Annotated in this window: 13 protein-coding genes and 1 riboswitch; of the genes, 9 read left to right on the top strand and 4 right to left on the bottom strand. The window is 33.3% G+C overall.

Going from position 1 to position 15,767, the window contains the following annotated elements:
• Positions 1 to 86 precede the first annotated feature (86 nt).
• The 4 genes from ilvB to ilvA are packed head-to-tail and all read left to right on the top strand — an operon-like array spanning position 87 to position 5,135.
• Positions 87 to 1,820, top strand: coding sequence for a biosynthetic-type acetolactate synthase large subunit (ilvB, locus tag FHS04_RS07000; RefSeq protein ID WP_106680067.1), 1,734 nt, complete (start codon positions 87 to 89; stop codon positions 1,818 to 1,820).
• Between the two features lie 2 nt (positions 1,821 to 1,822).
• On the top strand, positions 1,823 to 2,350 hold the full coding sequence (gene ilvN, locus FHS04_RS06995) for an acetolactate synthase small subunit (RefSeq protein ID WP_181256134.1): 528 nt from the start codon (positions 1,823 to 1,825) through the stop codon (positions 2,348 to 2,350).
• Between the two features lie 12 nt (positions 2,351 to 2,362).
• Positions 2,363 to 3,862: a ketol-acid reductoisomerase gene (ilvC, locus tag FHS04_RS06990; RefSeq protein ID WP_106680071.1), complete on the top strand. Its 1,500-nt coding sequence runs from the start codon at positions 2,363 to 2,365 to the stop codon at positions 3,860 to 3,862.
• A gap of 10 nt (positions 3,863 to 3,872) precedes the next feature.
• Entirely contained in the window at positions 3,873 to 5,135 is a 1,263-nt protein-coding gene (gene ilvA, locus FHS04_RS06985; RefSeq protein ID WP_106680073.1) for a threonine ammonia-lyase IlvA, read from the top strand.
• 53 nt (positions 5,136 to 5,188) lie between these two features.
• Here ilvA and leuB read toward each other — a convergent pair whose 3' ends face one another.
• The 4 genes from leuB to FHS04_RS06965 form a co-directional block, all read right to left on the bottom strand.
• Positions 5,189 to 6,307 (bottom strand): 3-isopropylmalate dehydrogenase, encoded by a 1,119-nt coding sequence (gene leuB / locus FHS04_RS06980; RefSeq protein WP_106680075.1) that lies wholly within the window; start codon positions 6,305 to 6,307, stop codon positions 5,189 to 5,191.
• 137 nt (positions 6,308 to 6,444) lie between these two features.
• Positions 6,445 to 7,032 (bottom strand): 3-isopropylmalate dehydratase small subunit, encoded by a 588-nt coding sequence (gene leuD, locus FHS04_RS06975; RefSeq protein ID WP_106680077.1) that lies wholly within the window; start codon positions 7,030 to 7,032, stop codon positions 6,445 to 6,447.
• 3 nt (positions 7,033 to 7,035) lie between these two features.
• Positions 7,036 to 8,436 (bottom strand): 3-isopropylmalate dehydratase large subunit, encoded by a 1,401-nt coding sequence (gene leuC / locus FHS04_RS06970; RefSeq protein WP_106680079.1) that lies wholly within the window; start codon positions 8,434 to 8,436, stop codon positions 7,036 to 7,038.
• Between the two features lie 22 nt (positions 8,437 to 8,458).
• On the bottom strand, positions 8,459 to 9,634 hold the full coding sequence (locus tag FHS04_RS06965) for a 2-isopropylmalate synthase (RefSeq protein WP_106680081.1): 1,176 nt from the start codon (positions 9,632 to 9,634) through the stop codon (positions 8,459 to 8,461).
• Positions 9,635 to 9,782: 148 nt separating this feature from the next.
• Between FHS04_RS06965 and FHS04_RS06960 the strand changes: the two genes are divergently transcribed.
• From FHS04_RS06960 to cysM, 5 genes are all read left to right on the top strand, one after another.
• Positions 9,783 to 11,327 (top strand): hypothetical protein, encoded by a 1,545-nt coding sequence (locus tag FHS04_RS06960; RefSeq protein ID WP_106680083.1) that lies wholly within the window; start codon positions 9,783 to 9,785, stop codon positions 11,325 to 11,327.
• Between the two features lie 98 nt (positions 11,328 to 11,425).
• Positions 11,426 to 11,550, top strand: a riboswitch (SAM riboswitch).
• Between the two features lie 120 nt (positions 11,551 to 11,670).
• On the top strand, positions 11,671 to 12,963 hold the full coding sequence (locus FHS04_RS06955) for an O-acetylhomoserine aminocarboxypropyltransferase/cysteine synthase family protein (protein WP_106680085.1): 1,293 nt from the start codon (positions 11,671 to 11,673) through the stop codon (positions 12,961 to 12,963).
• Positions 12,964 to 13,059: 96 nt separating this feature from the next.
• On the top strand, positions 13,060 to 14,073 hold the full coding sequence (locus FHS04_RS06950; RefSeq protein WP_106680087.1) for an alpha/beta fold hydrolase: 1,014 nt from the start codon (positions 13,060 to 13,062) through the stop codon (positions 14,071 to 14,073).
• A 38-nt stretch (positions 14,074 to 14,111) separates the two neighbouring features.
• On the top strand, positions 14,112 to 14,837 hold the full coding sequence (gene epsC / locus FHS04_RS06945) for a serine O-acetyltransferase EpsC (protein WP_106680089.1): 726 nt from the start codon (positions 14,112 to 14,114) through the stop codon (positions 14,835 to 14,837).
• A complete protein-coding gene (gene cysM, locus FHS04_RS06940) occupies positions 14,830 to 15,717 on the top strand; it encodes a cysteine synthase CysM (protein ID WP_106680091.1) in 888 nt (295 codons plus the stop codon). The genes epsC and cysM overlap by 8 nt, the downstream gene beginning before the upstream one ends.
• Positions 15,718 to 15,767 lie beyond the last annotated feature (50 nt).

The following is a 15,767-nucleotide window of genomic DNA, read 5'->3' as shown; positions in this document are numbered from 1 at the left end:
TTTTAATAAAATTATAAAACTGAAGTGTTACTTAAGAAAATATAAAATTAAAAGGTAGGATGAGATTCCTGCCTGCGCAGGAATTTATGGAAACAAAAACGATAAAAAACAACGAGCAATCAACTTCAAAAACTATCCGCATTTCAGGTAGCGAAGCGGTTGTTCGTAGCTTAATAGCAGAAGGTGTAGATGTACTTTATGGTTATCCTGGCGGCGCAATTATGCCAGTTTATGACGAGTTGTATAAATTTCAAAACGAAATTCATCACGTCTTAACACGTCACGAGCAAGGTGCAACGCATGCAGCGCAAGGTTACGCGCGAATTTCTGGTAAAGTTGGTGTTGCTATGGCAACTTCTGGTCCTGGCGCAACTAACTTGATTACAGGTATTGCAGATGCGCAAATAGATAGTACACCAATGGTGTGTATTACTGGTCAAGTTGGATCACACTTATTAGGTAGTGATGCCTTTCAAGAAACCGATATTGTTGGTATCTCTACACCTGTTACCAAATGGAATCATCAAGTCACAAAAGCTTCAGAAATTCCTGAAGTCATTGCAAAAGCATTTTATATTGCAAAAAGTGGTCGTCCTGGTCCAGTTTTAATAGATATTACTAAGGATGCGCAGTTTGAAGAATTCGATTTTAAGTACGAAAAATGTACAGGAATTAGAAGTTACAAACCAATTCCTAAAACCAATCCAGCAGATATACAAGCTGCTGCAGATTTGATAAATAATGCAAAAAAACCTCTTGTCGTTTGGGGACAAGGTGTGATTTTAGGTGAAGCTGAAGCTGAATTTAAAGCTGTTATAGAAAAAGCTGGGTTACCATCGGCTTGGACCATTTTAGGGGCTTCAGCAATTCCTTCAACGCATCCATTAAATGTTGGTATGGTTGGTATGCATGGTAATTATGCACCAAATGTGTTAACAAATGAATGTGATGTTTTAATCGCAATCGGAATGCGTTTCGATGATCGCGTCACAGGAAACTTAGCATCATACGCTAAACAAGCTAAAGTGATTCATTTTGAAATTGATCCAGCAGAAGTTGATAAAAATGTAAAAACAGATGTCGCTGTTTTAGGAAATTCGAAAGATACTTTGGCGGCAATTCTTCCACTTTTAAAAGAAAATTCGCATACAGAGTGGCATCAAAAATTTAAAGATTTATATCAAGTTGAATATGAAAAAGTCATAAAAGACGATTTGCATCCAACAAAAGATGGCTTAACGATGGGTGAAGTGCTTAAAGAGATTAATGCACAAACCAAAGGTGAAGCAGCAATTGTTAGCGATGTTGGTCAGCACCAAATGATTGTGTGTCGTTATGCCGATTTTAATCTCTCTAAAAGTAACATTACGTCTGGCGGATTAGGCACAATGGGATTTGCGTTGCCAGCAGCAATTGGTGCAAAAATGGGCGCACCAGAACGCGATGTGGTCATGATTGCTGGTGATGGTGGTTATCAAATGACCATCCAAGAACTTGGAACCATTTTTCAAACCAAAGTGCCAGTAAAAATTGTAGTGTTAAACAACAATTTTTTAGGTATGGTAAGACAGTGGCAACAACTATTTTTTGATAGACGTTACGCATCTACTGAAATGGAAAACCCAGATTTTGTAGCGATAGCAAAAGGCTATCATATTAATGCTAAAAGCGTGTCTAAACGAGAAGATTTAGCCGATGCTGTAAAAGAAATGATGGAAACGGAAGGCCCATATTTCTTAGAAGTTATGGTTGAAAAAGAGGATAATGTATTCCCTATGATACCAACAGGCGCAAGTGTTTCAGATGTAAGATTAGAGTAATTATGAGCGAAAATAAATTATATACCGTTTCTATTTATACCGAAAATAATACTGGGTTATTAAACCGTATTTCGGCAATATTTCAACGTAGACATATCAACATTGAAAGTATAAATTCTTCAATTTCTGAAATTGAAAACGTGTCTAAATGGACCATTGTGGTAAAGTTAGCCGAAGACCAAATGAAAAAAATTATTGGTCAAATTGAAAAACAGGTTGAGGTGATTAAAGCCTATTATCACACGGAAGAAGAAACTATTTATCAAGAATCTTGTCTGTTCAAAATCAAATCAGATTTACAGTTTGAAGAACGACAAATTCAAAATATTATTAAAGAAAGTAACGCAAGAATTGTCACTGTAAATAAAGAATTTTTTGTACTTGAAAAATCAGGAAGACGTAGCGAAATAGAATTATTGCACAGAGAATTAAGTGCGTTTGGGATTTTACAATTTACACGTTCTGGACGAATTGCAGTTACCAAAACACCAATGGAAATAACTAAAATGTTGGAAGCTTTTCAACACTAAAAACAAACTAAAATGGCAAATTATTTTAACACATTACCATTAAGAAAACAATTAGAACAATTAGGAAAATGCAGATTTATGGACGCTTCAGAATTTGAAGATGGCGTAGCTGTATTAAAAGATAAAAAAATAGTCATTGTAGGTTGCGGCGCACAAGGATTAAACCAAGGATTGAACATGAGAGATTCTGGTTTAGATATTTCTTACGCCTTACGCCAACAAGCAATTGATGAAAAACGTGCGTCGTACAAAAATGCAACCGATAACGGTTTTAATGTTGGGACCTACGAAGACTTAATCCCAACAGCAGATTTGGTGTTAAACTTAACACCAGACAAGCAACATTCAGATGTAGTTAACCAAGTAATGCCTTTAATTAAAAAAGGCGCAACGTTAAGCTACTCGCATGGATTTAATATCGTTGAAGAAGGTACGCAAATCCGTAATGATATTACAGTAATTATGGTCGCGCCAAAATGTCCAGGAACCGAAGTGCGTGAGGAGTACAAACGTGATTTTGGTGTACCAACATTAATTGCTGTACATCCAGAAAACGATCCGGAAAATAAAGGTTGGGCGCAAGCAAAAGCTTACGCAGTTGCAACAGGTGGCGATAGAGCAGGCGTTTTAGAATCGTCTTTTGTGGCTGAGGTAAAATCTGATTTAATGGGCGAGCAAACCATATTATGTGGCTTGTTGCAAACAGGAGCAATTTTGTCTTTTGACAAAATGGTTGCCGAAGGAATTGACGCTGGTTATGCAGCAAAATTAATTCAGTTTGGCTGGGAAACTATTACTGAAGCTTTAAAACATGGCGGTATTACAAACATGATGGATAGATTGTCAAATCCTTCAAAAATTAAAGCATTTGAATTGTCTGAAGAATTAAAAACCATCATGCGTCCGTTATTTGAAAAACATATGGATGATATCATTTCTGGTCATTTCTCTAAAACCATGATGGAAGATTGGGCAAATGATGATGTTAATCTATTAAAGTGGCGAGCTGCTACTGGTGAAACTGCTTTTGAAAAAACCGAATTAACTTTAGATCACATCACAGAACAAGAGTATTTTGATCATGGTGTGTTGTTAGTCGCATTTGTGAAATCTGGTGTAGAACTTGCTTTTGAAACTATGGTAAGCGCAGGAATAATCGAAGATTCTGCTTACTACGAATCGTTACACGAGTTGCCATTAATAGCAAATACTATTGCGAGAAAGAAGTTATTTGAAATGAATCGCGTCATTTCAGATACTGCAGAGTATGGTTGCTATTTATTTGATCATGCGTGCAAACCGTTATTAGCAGATTTTATGAAAACTGTTGATACATCAGTAATTGGAAAGTCATTTTCAACAAAAACAGGCGTTGATAATATCGAATTAATCAAAGTGAATGACGCTATTAGAAATCATCCAATAGAAACCGTTGGTAAACGTCTTCGTGCCGCAATGACCGCAATGAAAGTGATAAAAACCGAAGCTAAAGAAGAAAGTGTTTTAGCTTAAAAACAAACTAATGCAAACGCAAACAACCTATTTTCCTAAATTAAAAGCAGTAGAAGCTGCAGCCGAAAAATTACGAGATGTTGCAGCGGTTACGCCACTAACATCAAGCTTTAGATACTCTAAAGAATTTGACAGTAATATCATGTTTAAACGTGAAGATTTACAGCAAGTACGATCTTATAAAATTAGAGGCGCTTATAATAAAATGTCTTCATTATCAGCTTCTGAAGTAGAAAATGGTATTGTTTGTGCTAGTGCTGGTAATCATGCACAAGGTGTAGCATTGTCGTGTAAATTATTAAAAATCAAAGGTACTATTTATATGCCTGCTCCAACGCCAAAACAAAAGGTGGAGCAGGTAAAAATGTTTGGAGAAGAGTATATCGATATTGTTCTTGCAGGCGATACTTTTGACGATTCTTATCATCTAGCGATGAAAGAATGCGAGCGACTTTCAAAAGCATTTATTCATCCATTTAATGATGAAAAGGTAATTGAAGGTCAAGCTACCGTTGGGTTAGAAATTATAGACCAAGCACATCATCCAATTCATTATGTATTTGTACCTGTTGGTGGTGGCGGATTATCAGCTGGATTATCATCAGTATTTAAAGAATTATCGCCGCAAACAAAAATTATTGGTGTCGAGCCTTTAGGCGCGCCATCAATGAAAACGTCGATTGAAAATCAAAAAAACACACAACTTAATCACATCGAAAAGTTTGTAGATGGCGCAGCAGTACAACGCGTTGGTGATTTGAATTTTGAAATTTGTAAGTCTAATTTAGATCAAATGGTAACGGTTGCTGAAGGTAAGGTGTGTCAAACCATTTTAGATTTGTATAATAAAGACGCAATAGTAGTTGAACCTGCTGGCGCTTTAAGTATTTCTGCTTTAGATGATTTTAAAGAAGAAATAAAAGGTAAAAATGTGATTTGTGTAGTAAGCGGAAGTAATAATGACATTACTAGGACTGCCGAAATTAAAGAACGTGCCTTGTTACATGCTAATCTAAAACACTATTTTATCGTGACCTTTCCACAACGTGCTGGCGCATTACGCGAGTTTGTTGTAGATATTTTAGGAGAAAATGATGATATTACTCACTTTGAATATACCAAAAAAACGAATCGAGAAAATGGTGCAGCAGTAGTAGGAGTAGAGCTAAAATCGGCAGACGATTTAGAACCTTTAATTACAAAAATGAAACTTTATAATTTTTATGGTGATTACTTAAATAATAAACCAGAGTTATTTCAGTTTTTAGTGTAAAAAAAAGCACCTTTTTCAAGGTGCTTCATAGACTCCAAATTAAATACTAAAACTTAAATAATTGTGGATTGTCCTAAGTGAATATTAGTAAAATTTAAATTACTATCCTTAGGATTATGGATAAAATCTTCTATAAAATCTCCAACTTTAGACGTTGTGATATGATCAAAATTATCATTTAAATCTGGTGTTGTTACATGCAATTGTAACGATTTTTCTACACCAGCTTTAATAACATTTGCTTCTTTGTAAAGACCAAAATGTTCAAGTAACATTGCAGCACTTAAAATTGAAGCAATAGGATTTGCAATGCCTTTACCTGTTGCTTCAGGATAAGAACCATGAATTGGTTCAAACATAGCATGTTTATTTCCAACAGAAGCGCTAGCTAATAAACCAATGCTTCCGCCAATAACGCTAGCTTCGTCACTAATTACATCGCCAAACAAGTTTTCGGTTAAGATCACGTCAAATTGTTTTGGATTTAAAATCATTTGCATTGCTGCATTATCTACAAATAAAAAGTCTAATTCTACATCAGGATAATCTTTAGCTAGTTCAGTAACCACTTTTCTCCATAAACGTGATGTTTCTAAAACATTAGCTTTATCTACTAAAGTCACTTTTTTCTTTCGGCTTTGAGCAGCTTTAAATGCTAAATGTGCAATACGTTCAATTTCTTCCCGAGAATACTCGCATAAATCTGAAGCTACTTGTCCGTCTTCGCTTAATTGTTTTTCACCAAAATAAATACCGCCAGTTAACTCGCGATAAATGCTAATATCTGTACCTTTAATAACGTTTTCTTTTAAAGGCGATTTGTCTAATAAAGTCTCGTAAGCCTTAACAGGTCTAATGTTAGCGTAAAGACCAAGAGATTTTCTTAATTTAAGTAACCCTTGTTCTGGTCTAACTTTAGCACTAGGATTATTATCGTATTTGGGATCACCAATAGCGCCAAATAAAATAGCGTCACTAGCCTCACAAAGTTGTAAAGTATCGTCAGGTAAAGGATTACCAGTTTGGTCAATCGCAATAGCACCAACAGGCGCTTCTTTAAATCTAAAGCTATGGTCAAACTCTTGAGCAATAGCTTTAAGTACTTTTATAGCTTGATGCGTAACTTCTGGTCCAATACCATCACCAGATAAAACTGCAATATTTAATTTCATAGTATATATTTTAAAGCAATTTTTGCTTTTTGTTAGTTAATTTATTGTTTTTGGGCGTTTCCCTATCGGGTCGCGCTTTCACTACTCGCGCTCTGCGAGGCGCTCAAACATACCGTTCAATCGCTAACGCAGGCTAACTAGCTACGTTGGTTTTCAAACTGAGTGATTAATTCTTTTTTGCTTAATAAATAGTCAATATCATCATAACCATTAATTAAGCATGTTTTTTTATAAGGGTCAATCTCAAAATGTTCTTTAAACGAAGTGTTGGCAACGCTTATCGTTTGGTTTTCAAGATTTACAATTAATTCGGTTTTAGGATTCTCTTTAATTTCATTTAAAAGGACTTTTAAAAAATCGTCACTAACTTGAACAGGTAATAACCCATTGTTAAGTGCATTTCCTTTAAAAATATCTGCAAAAAAACTAGAGACCACAACTTTAAAACCGTAATCTGTCAAAGCCCAAGTAGCATGTTCTCTACTAGAGCCACAACCAAAATTATTACCAGCAACCAATATGCTTCCGCTGTATTCTTTCTGGTTTAATGCAAAATCTGTATTAACAGATCCATCTTTATTAAAACGCCAATCTCTAAACGCATTTTCGCCAAAACCGTTACGGTCTGTAGCTTTTAAAAAACGCGCAGGTATAATTTGATCGGTATCTATATTTTCTATCGCTAATGGAATAGCTGTAGATTGTAATGTTGTAAATTTTTCCATGACTTAAATCTCTTCAGCAACAAAATTGGTTGCGGTTACATCAATAATTTTTCCTTCAATAGCTGTTGCAGCAGCAACTAATGGACTTGCTAAAATAGTACGTGATCCTTGACCTTGTCTACCTTCAAAATTTCTATTTGAAGTCGATACACAGTATTCGCCTTCCGGAATTTTATCGTCATTCATTGCTAAACAAGCACTACAACCAGGTTGGCGTAACTTAAAACCAGCATTTTCAAAAATACTTTTTAAGCCTTCTTCAATAATTTGAGATTCTACCTGTTTGCTTCCTGGAACTAACCAAGCAGTTACATTGTCTGCTTTTTGTTTACCTTTTACATATTGTGCAGCAATCCTAAAATCTTCAATTCTTGAGTTGGTGCAGCTACCAATAAACACGTAATTAATGGTTTTATCAATCAGACTTTCACCTTTTTTAAAATCCATGTATTTTAAAGATTTTTCAAAAGACGCATCATTTAATTGCGGTATGTTATCGGTGATTTTTATTCCCATTCCTGGATTTGTACCGTAGGTAATCATGGGTTCGATATCTTCAGCATTAAAGGTGTATTCTTTATCAAAAACAGCACCTTCGTCTGTAGGTAAAGTTTTCCAATAGGCTACTTTGTCTTCAAAATCTTTTCCTTTTGGAGCAAATTCTCTATCTTTTACATAGTCAAAAGTAGTTTGGTCTGGAGCAATCATTCCGCCACGTGCGCCCATTTCAATACTCATATTACAAACTGTCATTCTGCCTTCCATAGACATATTTTCAAATACATCACCAGCATATTCGCAGAAGTAACCAGTTCCAGCATTAGTGCCTATTTGAGCGATGATGTATAAAATAACATCTTTAGGTAAAACACCTTTTTTTAGTGTTCCGTTAACGGTAACTCTTAAGCTTTTTGGTTTGGTTAATAATAGGCATTGACTAGCAAATACTTGTGCAACTTGGCTTGTGCCAATACCAAAAGCGATAGATCCAAATGCACCATGAGTTGAAGTGTGACTATCGCCACAAACTATGGTCATTCCTGGTTGAGTAATACCAAGTTCTGGTGCCATAACATGAACAATACCATTGTATTTATGACCTAACTCGTAAAGAGTGATATTGTTAGCTTTACAATTTTCTGAAAGTTGTTTTAATTGTTTTCTTGATAAATCGTCTTTAACAGGTAAATGTTGATCTACTGTTGGTGTATTGTGATCTGCTGTTGCAACAATTTGATTAGGTCTAAAAATAGGAATGTTACGCGCCTTTAACTCATTAAAAGCTTGCGGACTTGTAACTTCATGTATTAAATGTTTATCTATATATAAAATTTGCGGACCATTTTCTATTGCATCTACCACATGCGCGTCCCAAACTTTATCAAATAATGTTTTTTTGCTCATTAACTTTAATGTTTATTTTGTACTAAGCGCTTTTAATTTGTTGATATACTTTACTTGTTTCTATGATTTGGTGTATATCGTGATCGTTAATTTCCTTTTTTCTGTCTGCAAAACTTAAAAAGTTAGCATACACGTCGTCTAACTGAAGCTTTGTTAATTCGTAACCGACATTTTTAGCTCGGTATGCTAAAGCAGCTCTTCCGCTACGAGCTGTTAAAACAATTGCGCTTTCGGTTACACCAACGTCTTTTGGGTCAATGATTTCGTAAGTTTCACGATTTTTAATCACGCCATCTTGATGTATTCCAGAGCTATGTGCAAACGCATTTGCGCCAACTATAGCTTTATTTGGTTGCGTGTAAATACCCATATTTTCACTTACCAATTGGCTGATGCCGTAAAGGTGTTTTGTATTGATTGAAGTGTCTAAATTAAGATATGGATGTTGTTTTAAAACCATAACAACTTCTTCTAAAGCAGTGTTGCCAGCACGTTCGCCAATACCATTTATAGTACATTCTATTTGTCTTGCACCATTAATTACGCCTTCTATAGAATTTGCTGTTGCCAAACCTAAATCGTTATGGCAATGACAAGAAAGTATGGCATTTTCAATGCCTTTTACATTTTCTTTTAAGTATTTTATTTTTGCACCATATTCACTAGGTAAGCAATAGCCTGTTGTGTCTGGAATATTTAAAACTGTTGCGCCAGCTTTTATGGCAGCTTCGCAAACACGTGCTAAATATTCGTTTTCTGTACGACCAGCATCTTCTGCATAAAATTCGACATCTTCAACAAAGGATTTTGCATACTTAACCGCTTCAAAAGCACGATCAATAATAGCGTCTCTGTTTGATTTAAATTTGAATTTTATATGAGAATCTGAAGTGCCAATTCCTGTGTGGATTCTTGGTGTTTTTGCAGTTTTTAAAGCTTCTGCAGCAACTTTAATATCATTTTCTACAGCTCTTGTCAAGCCACAAACAGTAGCATTTTTTACAATTTCAGAAATTGCTTCTACCGATTGGAAGTCGCCAGGACTAGATACAGGAAATCCAGCTTCTATTACATTAACACCAAGTAAGTCTAGTTGCTTTGCAATGACTACTTTTTGTTCTGTATTTAATTTACAACCTGGGACTTGTTCTCCGTCCCTAAGTGTAGTATCAAATATTTGAATTGTGTTTTTAGACATTTTAAGAGAGAATTATTTTTCTATTGACTTACTAATTTATACTTTGGTATGTCTAACACATAATGGCTAATTGATATCTTACGATGTTCAGTTTTTAAAAACAAACATAAGAGCTTGTAAGTAAGCAAGTTAAATAACATGTTAATTGATGACTAAAGACCAAAAAGATAATTTATTTATACTAGTTAAATCTTTAACTAAGTCAGAAAAACGTCAATTTAAATTGTATGTAGGTAGGTTAGGAGTAAATAGTGACTCTAAATTTTTAAACCTTTTTAATGTCTTAGATAAGTTAAAAGTGTATGATGAAATTGCAATTTTAAAATCTACTGAAATTAAAAAACAGCAATTAGCCAATGTCAAAGCACATTTATATAAGCAAATTTTAATAAGTCTTAAGTTAAGCCCATCTCATCAAAACATACGTTCTCAAATTAGAGAACAGTTAGATTTTGCCTCTATTTTATATCATAAAGGACTCTATAAACAGAGTCTAAAAATATTGGATAAAGCCAAAGAGCTAGCCGTACAAAATGAAGAAAAAAACTTAGCTTATGAAATTGTAGAATTCGAAAAAGTTATAGAATCTCAATACATAACCAGAAGTATCAGTAGTAGGGCAGATGAGTTAACTGTTCAAGCAAAAGAGTTAAGTACTCAAAACATGATAGCAAGTAAGTTGTCAAATCTATCACTTCAGCTTTATAGTATTATTCTTAAAACTGGCTATGTAAAAAGTGAAGCAGAAGGTAATGAGGTTAGTGATTATTTTAAAGCTAGATTGCCTAAATACAAAATAAAAGATTTAGGATTTAGAGAAAAATTATGGTTGTATAACGCTTATTTGTGGTACAGTTTTTTATTACAGGATTTTAAAAACTGTTATAAATATGCCTTAAAGTGGGTTGATCTTTTTTATGAAAATCCTTCAATGATAAGCCTAAATCCTGTTTTCTTCTTAAAAGGAAATAACTACTTGTTAGAATCACTGTTTTTTATAAAAAACAAAAATAAATTTGACGAAGCTTTAAATAAATTTCAAGCAGTTATAGAAGATAAAAAATTCCCTAAAGATGAAAATGTAGAAGCACTTTCGTTTTTGTACTTTAATTTAAATAAAATCAATTCTTTTTTTATTGATGGAAGCTTTAAAGAAGGTGTAGAATTAATCCCAGAAATTGATAAAGAATTAGAGCGTTTTAAGGATAGGATTGACGAGCATCATACCATGGTTTTCTATTACAAATTTGCTAGCTTACATTTTGGGTCTGGTAATAATAAAGCATGCATTTTTTATTTAGATAAAATAATTTCAAACAAATCTTTAACTATGAGAGAAGATTTGTTATGTTTTTCTAGAGTTTTAAATTTAGTCGCGCATTATGAAGCTGGTTTAGATTATCATTTAGAAACTTTATTGCGTACAACTTATAAATTTTTAATACAAATGAATGAGTTGCACGAAGTGCAAAAAGAGATGATAAAATTTATTAGAAATTTGCAAGATATTTATCCACAAGACATTAAAAAAGCATTTAAATCTTTACTTGAAAAGTTGAAAGTTTATGAAAATCACCCTTTTGAACGTCGTGCATTTTTATATTTAGACATAATTTCTTGGTTAGAAAGTAAAGTTAAAAACAAGCCTGTAGATCAGGTGATTAGAGAGAAGTTTTTGCAAGAAAACCAATAGTGATTTTCATCTTTTTTAAAAATTTTAGTATAAATTATTTGGATTTTAAGTTTTTGTATTTGAATATTTGTGCTCACAAAGTTCAATAACTTACTGAAATGTTATCAAGAAAGGCAGAGGGAATAGACCCAATGAAGCCTTAGCAACCCTTAGACTTACTAAGAAGGTGCTAAATTCTACTTGAAAGTGCGAATCATTTCTCGCATTCTCGGATAGATAACCAACACGTAATTACTCATCTGTAATTACTATTTTTCTTATAACATTTTTCTATTAAGTACGCTTCTTACGAGGCTTATTTGGCTTTTGGTTTAATTATTTATTAACTCAAAAACTTAGAAAAATGAGTACACAAAAATTTGCAACCCAAGCGTTGCACGCAGGACATGATGTTAGTCAACATGGAGGAACAAGAGCAGTCCCAATTTATCAAAACACAGCATATGTTTTTGATAATGCAGATGACGCAGCAGGAAGATTTAATCTGTCAGTTCCTGGGTTTATTTACACTAGATTAAACAATCCAACAACAGATGTTTTAGAACAACGATTAGCTGCTTTAGAAGGCGGTATTGCTGCAGTAGCAACAGCTTCTGGTACATCTGCAATAGCAACTACATTACTAACATTACTTAAGGCAGGAGACCACATTGTTGCTTCAAATAGTCTTTATGGTGGATCGTATAATTTATTAAGTGTAACCTTGCCAAGACATGGTATAACGACTACTTTTGTAGATCCTTCAGATCCTGATAATTTTAGTAAAGCTACAAAAGAAAATACAAGAGCTATTTTTGTGGAATCTTTAGGAAACCCAAAATTAGATGTTTTAGATTTAGAAAGTATTTCTAAAGTAGCAAAAGCACACAAAGTACCATTAATTGTTGATAATACAGTGCCAACGCCATATTTATTAAACCCAATAGAATATGGTGCAAACATTGTTATTCATTCTTTAACAAAATACATTTCAGGTAATGGGACTTCATTAGGAGGAATTATTATTGATGCAGGAACATTTGATTGGACAAATGGTAAATTTCCAGAATTTACAGAACCATCACCAGGGTATCATGGATTAGTATATAGCGAAGCTATTGGTGCTGCTGCATTTATTGCAAAAATAAGAATAGAAGGTTTGCGTGATTACGGTAGTGCTTTAAGTCCGTTTAATGCGTTTCAAATCATACAAGGATTAGAAACTTTAGAATTACGTTTAAGTAAGCATAGTGATAATGCACTACAACTAGCCAAATGGTTACAAGAACAACCAGAAGTTAATTGGGTAAACTATCCAGGTTTAGAAACCAGTAAGTACTATTCTTTAGCACAAAAGTATTTGCCAAAAGGACAAAGTGGTGTGTTAACTTTTGGAGTAAAAGGCGGTTATGAGTCTGCAAAAAAAATAGTAAATACAACTAAACTGTTTGATTTAGTAGCAAATTTTGGAGACTCAAAATCATTAATTATTCATCCAGCTAGTACAACACATCAACAACTTAGTGATGTGTCTCAAGAAGATACAGGTGTTACAAAAGACTTAATTAGACTATCTGTTGGCTTAGAAAATATTGAAGATTTAAAAGCTGATTTAAAAGAAGCTTTTAATGTTGTAGAAAAGTCAGTATTGGCTTAAAAATAGCATGTTTTATTTTTAGTTATTAGTAAGAAATAGCTTCGCATTTTATATGAAAAAGTGAAGTGCGAAGTCTATTTTAAAAAATCTGCAATTATGAGAAAATTACAACATATATCAATATATGACTTTGCGTTAAGCAACGGTCAAACAAAATCAATAGACTTAACATATCAAATATTTGGGCAAGCTTTACACACAGCACCAATAGTTCTTATTAATCATGCATTAACCGGAAACTCAAATGTAACAGGAATAAATGGTTGGTGGAACGATGTTGTAGGCGACCAAAACATAATTGATACCCAAAAATATACAATCTTATGTTTTAATATACCAGGTAATGGCTTTGATAGTAAAGAAGAAAATCTAATAGATAACTATAAAGATTTTACAGTAAATGATATTGCAAAAATCTTTGAAATAGGACTTTATACACTAAATATTGACAGCATACATACTGTAATTGGTACCTCTTTAGGTGGCGGTATTACTTGGCATTTGGCAGTAAACAATCCAAATCTATTTGATAATATAGTTGTTGTCGCTAGTCATTGGAAAGCAGACGATTGGTTGATAGGTAATGTTTTTATTCAAGATAATATTTTAAATAATTCTAATCGACCAATAGAAGATGCGCGTATGCATGCTATGACATTTTATCGCACAGCAACATCTTTCAATCATAAATTTAATAATCTAAAAGAAGCTAATTATTATGCAATAGAAAATTGGTTGCAATATCATGGTAATACATTAAAAAATAGGTTTCAATTGTCTTCCTATAAATTGATGAATCATTTGCTAAAAACCATTGAAGTTGCCAAAACAGAAGAGGAGTTTATTAGCAAAGCTTCAAAAATATCAGGACAAATTCATCTAATAACGATAAATACAGATGGTTTGTTTTTGTCAGATCATAACTGGGATACCTATATTCAACTAAAACCTAAAAAAGAAAATATATCTATTTCAGAAATCAAATCAATACATGGTCATGATGCGTTTTTAATAGAGTTTGAGCAGCTTTCAAAAATTTTAAAACCTATTTTTCAATACTCAAACTTAAATAAAGAAGCCTTAACAAAATATAAACAAGCCGCTAGTTAATTAAGCTTTATCTTTGTAGCTGTTAGATAAACACTTTAATGGCTTTAACAATAAACGTAAGATTAAAAGATAAAGTAGAAGTTTTTACCAAAAGACTTTACTACTTTATGTTTGACGAACAAGCTGAGGATTCTCAATTTTTAGAAGAAAAATTTTTAGAAATAACTACAGCTTTAGGAGTAAATGATACAACTCAAATTTGGAATGATTTCAACTCAAGTCTGCCTTCAATTAGAGAAAAATTGCATTTAGATGCAAAAGCTTTTCAAGATAATGACCCTGCAAATAAATGCGTAGAAGAAATCTATTTAGCATATCCAGGTTTTTATGCAATTTCAATACACCGTTTAAGTCATCAGTTATTAAAACTTGGTGTTAGGATTTTACCAAGAATGATGAGTGAATATGTGCATGGTATAACAGGTATAGATATTCATCCAGGAGCAACTATTGGCGATTCGTTTTTCTTAGATCACGGTACAGGAATTGTAATAGGAGAAACCACAATCATAAAGGATGAAGTGAAAATTTATCAAGGTGTTACACTTGGCGGATTACATGTATTAAAAAGTCTTGCAGATACAAAAAGACATCCAACTTTAGAAAAAAATGTGGTTATTTATGCCAATGCTACAGTGTTAGGCGATATTGTTATTGGCTCTAATACCATTATAGGTGCTAATGTATGTGTAACAGAAAATGTTCCTCAAAATTCAACGTTAACCTATAAAAAAGAATATAAAATCAGAACAAAAAGTGAGTAATAAAAGTATCATAAACCTTATAGGAAACACGCCTTTAGTAAAGTCCATAAGTATCAACCCAAATAAAAACGTGACCTTATATTTTAAATTAGAAGGACACAATCCTGGTGCTAGTGTTAAGGATAGAGCGGCTTATAACATGATAAACGAAGCTTTAAAAAGAGGAGATATAAAAAAAGGAGATACTTTAGTAGAAGCAACAAGCGGTAATACAGGAATAGCATTAGCTTTTATAGCAAACTTATTAGGCTTAAAAATGAAATTAATCATGCCTGAAAATTCTACTGAAGAACGAGTGAAAACGATGAAAGCTTATGGTGCAGAAGTCATTCTTACATCTGCTAAAGACGGTATTGAAGGCTCAAGAGATGTGGCTTTTAAACTTCGTGATGAAAAAGGATATACACTATTAAATCAGTTTGAGAATAACGACAATTGGAAAGCACATTACAAAACTACAGGTCCAGAAATCTGGAGAGATACTAACGGAGAAGTAACACATTTTGTATCTGCAATGGGAACAACAGGAACCATTATGGGTACATCTACTTTTTTAAAAGAAAAAAATAATAACATCAACATAGTTGGTGCGCAACCTACCGATGGATCAAAAATCCCAGGAATTAGAAAATGGTCACCAGCTTACGTGCCAACAATATTTGATAAAAACAAAGTAGATCAAGTTTTTGAAGTTAGTACAGAAGAAGCTAAAGCAATGACACAACGGTTAGCAAAAGAAGAAGGCGTTTTTGCAGGAATGAGTAGTGGTGGCGCTGTAGCAACTGCATTAAAATTGATTAAAAATTTAGACCAAGGAACAGTTGTTGTGATTATATGTGATAGAGGAGATAGATACTTATCTTCAGATTTATTTGATTAATAAAATCAGTATTTTAAAAAACCATTACTTTTGTTTCATTAATTATTAAG

Origin of the sequence: Mesoflavibacter zeaxanthinifaciens subsp. sabulilitoris, assembly GCF_014191595.1 — a bacterium.
GTDB lineage: Bacteria > Bacteroidota > Bacteroidia > Flavobacteriales > Flavobacteriaceae > Mesoflavibacter > Mesoflavibacter zeaxanthinifaciens.
This window is presented reverse-complemented; position numbering and strand designations above follow the sequence as displayed.